The following is a 5,161-nucleotide window of genomic DNA, read 5'->3' as shown; positions in this document are numbered from 1 at the left end:
CAATATGAATGATTTTGCAAATACAAAAAAGCATCTTGATAGAATATTGATTTCTAGTGAGCTTTTACTAAAGAGGGTCCAGAAATTATATTCAGAATCTGGTTTTGAAATTGGGGTGTCTTTAGATAATGGAGAAACATTAAAGAACGGTGATATTTTATATGAAGATGAACATCGTATTGTATATATTGAAGTGTTACCAGAAGAGGTAATTGTAATTACTCCAACGTCAATAAAAGAAATGGGAATTATTGCGCATAACTTAGGAAATAGACATTTGCCAGCACAATTCGATGAAGGGTGTATGATTTTGGCGAACGACTACTTAGTAGAAGATTTACTCAAAAAGGAAGGTGTTCCTTATCAAAAAGAAAATAGAGTATTACCCAAACCGTTCAAGCATGCTTCACACAAACATATTTAACCTACTTAACCTACTCCAAATTAGTGATTCGAACTTCCCAACAGGAAGTTTTAGTCACTCTTTTGGATTAGAAACATTTATTCAAGAGGGACAAGTTACAAATAAAGGMGAATTTTTCAAATGGATTAATCGATATGTAAAAGTGCAATTAACACACACGGACGGCTTAATTTGCAAATATACTTACGAAGCCACTAAGAATAATGATGGAAAACAAATTACATTTTTAGATGATTTAATAACAGCACAAACATTGCCTTTTGAATGTAGAAGAGCAAATAGAATGATTAGTAAAAGTACTTCTAAACTATTGTGTGAACTGTTCTCATTTGCAAATTTAAATATATACAAAGAAGATGTTATGGGTAATAAATTACAAGGTCATCCGAGTATCGTATACGGAATATTAGGGGCGGAATTGAAAATGACAATAGAAGAAACGCTCTTAGTTTTCTTATATTCAAGTGTTGGAAGCATAATTCAAAATGGTGTGAGAGCCATTCCTCTTGGACAAACAGATGGTCAAAAACTATTACAAGAATGCCATGAATTGATCTGTGAATCTATTGATAAAATTCAAATACTTTCATTAGAGAATTTTGGATTGAATGATCCTGAATTCGAAATAAATCAAATGCAACATGAAGATGTAAATGTAAGAGTCTTCATGTCATAGGGAGGAAAAATAAAATGATAAAACCTATTAAAATTGGTATTGGTGGCCCCGTAGGTGCTGGGAAAACAATGTTAGTTGAAAAGTTAACAAAATATTTAAATACAGATTATGAAATTGCAGCAATTACAAACGATATTTATACGAAAGAAGATGCAAAGATTTTATTGAAAACGGGTGTTTTACCAGAAGATAGAATTATTGGTGTAGAGACAGGAGGGTGTCCACATACAGCAATTCGAGAGGATGCTTCTATGAATTTTGAAGCAATTGAAGAGCTCATGATTAGACATAGTAATTTAGATATTATTTTTATTGAAAGTGGGGGTGATAATTTAGCTGCCACATTTAGTCCAGAGCTAGTGGATTTTTCAATTTATATTATTGATGTAGCACAAGGAGAAAAGATTCCTCGTAAAGGTGGACAAGGAATGATCAAATCTGATGTATTTGTGATTAATAAAACGGATTTGGCACCTTATGTAGGGGCTGATCTTGGAGTTATGGAGCAGGATACGAAAAATTACCGACATAATAAACCATATTTTTTTACAAATTTGAAGGATGAGGAAGGCTTACAGGGATTAATAAATTGGATGCGACAAAACATCATGTTAGAAGGATTGAAGAAATGAAAGCCCCTACAGGTGTCTTAAACATTGATGTGATGGAAAAGAGACATAAAACGGTACCTATTAAGGTTTATCATAAAGATGCCTTAAAAGTAACGCAGCCAATATATTTGGACGATTATGGTAGAGCATATTACTATATCATGAATTCTGGTGGAGGTTATTTAAAAGGAGACTTCTATTCTATAAATATAAATGTTCATGAAGATGCGAAAACATATATAACAAGCCAATCAGCAACGAAAGTTTACAAGACTCCAAATAGTTATGCTTTGCAAGAATTGAATGTTTATATTGGTGAAAATGCTGTTATGGAGTATTTACCAGATCCGTTGATTATGTACAAGGATGCAGCATATAAGCAAAAARYAAATATATATATGCAAAATAATTCTACATTGATTTTATGCGATTCAGTTACGCCTGGTTGGTCTCCAAATATGGAGAAGTTCACATACCAGTATTTTGATTCGCTAACAAAARTATATATGGAAAACAAACTTGTAGTTTACGATCATCTATTGTTAAACCCTTTCAAAGAGTCGYTAGATCAAATGGGAATATTAAATCAATATTCCCATTATGGTACTTTCATGGTTATTAATGAGAACATTACAAATGATTTAATTGCAGCATTGAAAACTTCGCTTTCTAACACTAACAATATGAAGATTGGAATATCTTCTATGCCATGTAAAGGCTTTGTCATACGCATACTTAGTCATAATACAGAGGATATGGAGTCTATATTTTTTCAGTGTCATCGTTTTGTTAGAGAGAATTGTCTGCATGAAGAATTAACATCCTATCGAAAATATTAAGTAGGAGAAGGGGATACTATGACTAATGTGGGATTATTATTTGTCGGTGCAGTTCTATTCATGAATGCACTAGCAGCTTTTAAACTCATTGATAGCAAAAGTGTAGGGTACTTCAATTTATTTGTAGGGGCATTACAAACTTTGACACCACTATATTTATTATTTACAGGAAGTCAATCTAATGAGTGGACTATCCTATCTAATGGAACTATTTTTTTATTTGGTTTTACTTATTTATATGTTGGCCTTACGAATATATTAGAACTTGATTCTTCAGGTGTAGGTTACTATTCTCTTTGGGTTGCTATTATTGCAACGGTTATGGGAATAGCGAATCAATTACATGAGAGTGGGGCAATAGCATAATTGGAATGGCTATTATTGCATATTCTTTAGGATTGCGTCATGCGTTTGATAGTGATCATATTGTCGCAATTGATAATACTGTTCGGAAATTAATTGAAAAAGGTAAAAACTCACAGGGGGTGGGGTTTTACTTCTCATTAGGACACTCTACTGTAGTATTTGTGATGATCGTATTAATTGCTTTAATTGGAAAAACAGCAAAACATGGAATGGAGAGTTTTTCTACTATAGGCGGTATTATCGGTACAATTGTTTCTAGTACATTTCTTATTATTATTGGGCTTACCAATCTGTTGTACCTTATTAAAGTGTTACGAAGCCAAGAGGATAAGCAACCAGAAAACTTAGGATTTATATATCGTTTCACGCAGCGCTTATTTAGGTTTATTGATAGTCAAAAGCAATTGTATATGATCGGTTTTTTATTTGGGCTTGGTTTTGATACAGCAAGTGAAATCGGATTAATTGCTCTTTCTACAGTAACTGCAACAAGTCAATCTATCCCGCTTGTAAGTATATTTGCTTTTCCCATTTTGTTTGCTGCAGGAATGTCGTTGATGGATACATTAGATAGTACATTCATGAATACGAATTATAAGTGGGCAATGGAAAATAGTCGAATTAGAAATTCATATAACGTATTAATTACCTCAATATCTGTTATAAYGGCTTTTTTAATAGGGGGTTATCAACTATTATCTTTACTTATTGAAAGCTATAATTTACAGGGACCGTTTTGGAATCTCATTCAGGTAGTTAATTTTGATTATTTGGGTATATGTCTTGTTGTATTCTTTATTATTTCTCTTATTGTTTTCGCTGTATGGAATAGAAATGCATTTAAAGAACCACTTACAAAGAGTATAGAGAAATAAAAATATACCGTATGATATTTGGTTAATTATGTATATAAGCTGAACTAAAAAACACGTCAGATGAAAATGCATCTAACGTGTTTTTTATTATTTATGTTCCTTATATTCATGTACTTTTTCTTTTACATTACCGACAGTATCTTTAGCAGTGCCTTTCACCTTATCCCATTTTCCCTCGGCTTGTAATTTTTTATTGTCAGTTACTTTCCCGACAACTTCCTTTACTTCACCCTTTACCTTATCAATGGCACCTTCTACTTTTTCTTTTAAACCATGATCATGTTTAGTCATACATTTCTCCTCCTTGTAGTTTGAGTAGAATTCTCTTTTCATATTGCAAGTTGAATGATGTATCTAGTAATAGCGTAACAAATTTAGTTTGAATATTCAAATGAGTAACAGGATAGAAAGTTAATTATATGTCTTTCGCAGTCCATATTGATTTTGTATAAGCAATTTTCATATGGGCACGTTCCATATTATTTTGACTGCCGCTACCGAATCTTGCTTGTCCAACTATTAAATTACAATTGGATTCAAGAGCGGTCTCAATTCGTTTTTGAATTAATACGGTATGACAACCTTTACGTTGAAATTCTGGCAAAGTAGCAGAAGCAGCTAATGAAGCAACACCTTTGTTTATATAAAGTACCCCTATACTAGCAGGAGTGTTTTGAACTTCGGCTATGAAAAAATGCCATCCTGGTTTATTGTAAAGAATTTCATTATTTTGACGAACACCATTTTTTGTAAAGGACGGCATATTAAATCCGCGTATATAAATATCTGCAAAAGTATGAAACTCATTTTCTTTCAGTTTGCGTACTGAAATGTTAGAAGGGGGAAGCGGAAAATCTTGTCCCGGTATGCTATATAAAGCGGTATGGAAGCTCGATTGGTAAAACCCTTGTTGAGATAAGTATTGAAATAGTTCAGTTGTACCTTGAGCCGGTGTAATTTCAAAACGGCAAGGGATTTGTAGTGATTGATAATAAGCGATGATTTCATCTATCTCATCTGTATTTGTAAATGTAATGCCTTTTACCGTATTAAAAGCAGGACCAGCAATTATTTTTGATGAAAAGGCAGTGGCACTCCCGAACTTTTTCATTTGTACTTGCATTGGATTTCCGCTTATTTCTTGTAGTGCCTCTAATCTAGAAGAAAGCATGTGTATTTCTGCGTTCTCGATTTCTTGTGCTGTATTGACTGTCATAATTGTACTCATACGATTCCTCCGTCAATTAATATAGTTCATAGTACATATACGATTTTTCTTCTGAGATTCCTGTTGAAATGTAAGAGAATAAGAGGTTTTTTGGAAGGGAAATGGAAGCGAACTGTCGAAGGGAGTGGAAACAGATTAAAGG

At 32.9% G+C, this 5,161-nt stretch carries 7 protein-coding genes and 1 pseudogene; 6 read left to right on the top strand and 2 right to left on the bottom strand.

Features of this window, described 5'->3' with window-relative positions; translation table 11 throughout:
• The 6 genes and pseudogenes from AC1DJR_RS23110 to AC1DJR_RS23085 form a co-directional block, all read left to right on the top strand.
• Positions 1-424, top strand: a 424-nt coding sequence (locus tag AC1DJR_RS23110; protein ID WP_477003589.1) for an urease accessory protein UreE, incomplete at its 5' end; no start/stop codon positions are given.
• On the top strand, positions 402-1,100 hold the full coding sequence (locus tag AC1DJR_RS23105; RefSeq protein ID WP_429687846.1) for an urease accessory protein UreF: 699 nt from the start codon (positions 402-404) through the stop codon (positions 1,098-1,100). The genes AC1DJR_RS23110 and AC1DJR_RS23105, both read left to right, overlap by 23 nt.
• Positions 1,101-1,114: 14 nt before the next feature.
• A complete protein-coding gene (ureG, locus tag AC1DJR_RS23100) occupies positions 1,115-1,732 on the top strand; it encodes an urease accessory protein UreG (RefSeq protein WP_000594929.1) in 618 nt (205 codons plus the stop codon).
• Positions 1,729-2,550: an urease accessory protein UreD gene (locus AC1DJR_RS23095; RefSeq protein WP_477003588.1), complete on the top strand. Its 822-nt coding sequence runs from the start codon at positions 1,729-1,731 to the stop codon at positions 2,548-2,550. Before ureG ends, AC1DJR_RS23095 begins: the two co-directional genes overlap by 4 nt.
• Positions 2,551-2,568: 18 nt before the next feature.
• Positions 2,569-2,910, top strand: a pseudogene (locus tag AC1DJR_RS23090) (AmiS/UreI family transporter); the annotation flags it as partial.
• A gap of 11 nt (positions 2,911-2,921) precedes the next feature.
• Complete coding sequence (locus AC1DJR_RS23085; RefSeq protein ID WP_477003587.1) at positions 2,922-3,791, top strand: HoxN/HupN/NixA family nickel/cobalt transporter; 870 nt, start codon at positions 2,922-2,924, stop codon at positions 3,789-3,791.
• Between the two features lie 87 nt (positions 3,792-3,878).
• Here AC1DJR_RS23085 and AC1DJR_RS23080 read toward each other — a convergent pair whose 3' ends face one another.
• Together AC1DJR_RS23080 and AC1DJR_RS23075 are read right to left on the bottom strand one after the other, a co-directional pair.
• Positions 3,879-4,082 (bottom strand): CsbD family protein, encoded by a 204-nt coding sequence (locus AC1DJR_RS23080; RefSeq protein ID WP_000160408.1) that lies wholly within the window; start codon positions 4,080-4,082, stop codon positions 3,879-3,881.
• Between the two features lie 124 nt (positions 4,083-4,206).
• The gene (locus AC1DJR_RS23075; RefSeq protein ID WP_002014261.1) at positions 4,207-5,019 is read right to left on the bottom strand and encodes a GNAT family N-acetyltransferase; all 813 of its coding nucleotides are present in this window, start codon (positions 5,017-5,019) and stop codon (positions 4,207-4,209) included.
• Between the last annotated feature and the right edge of the window lie 142 nt (positions 5,020-5,161).

This window comes from Bacillus sp. 05T31 (genome assembly GCF_056396725.1).
This window is presented reverse-complemented; position numbering and strand designations above follow the sequence as displayed.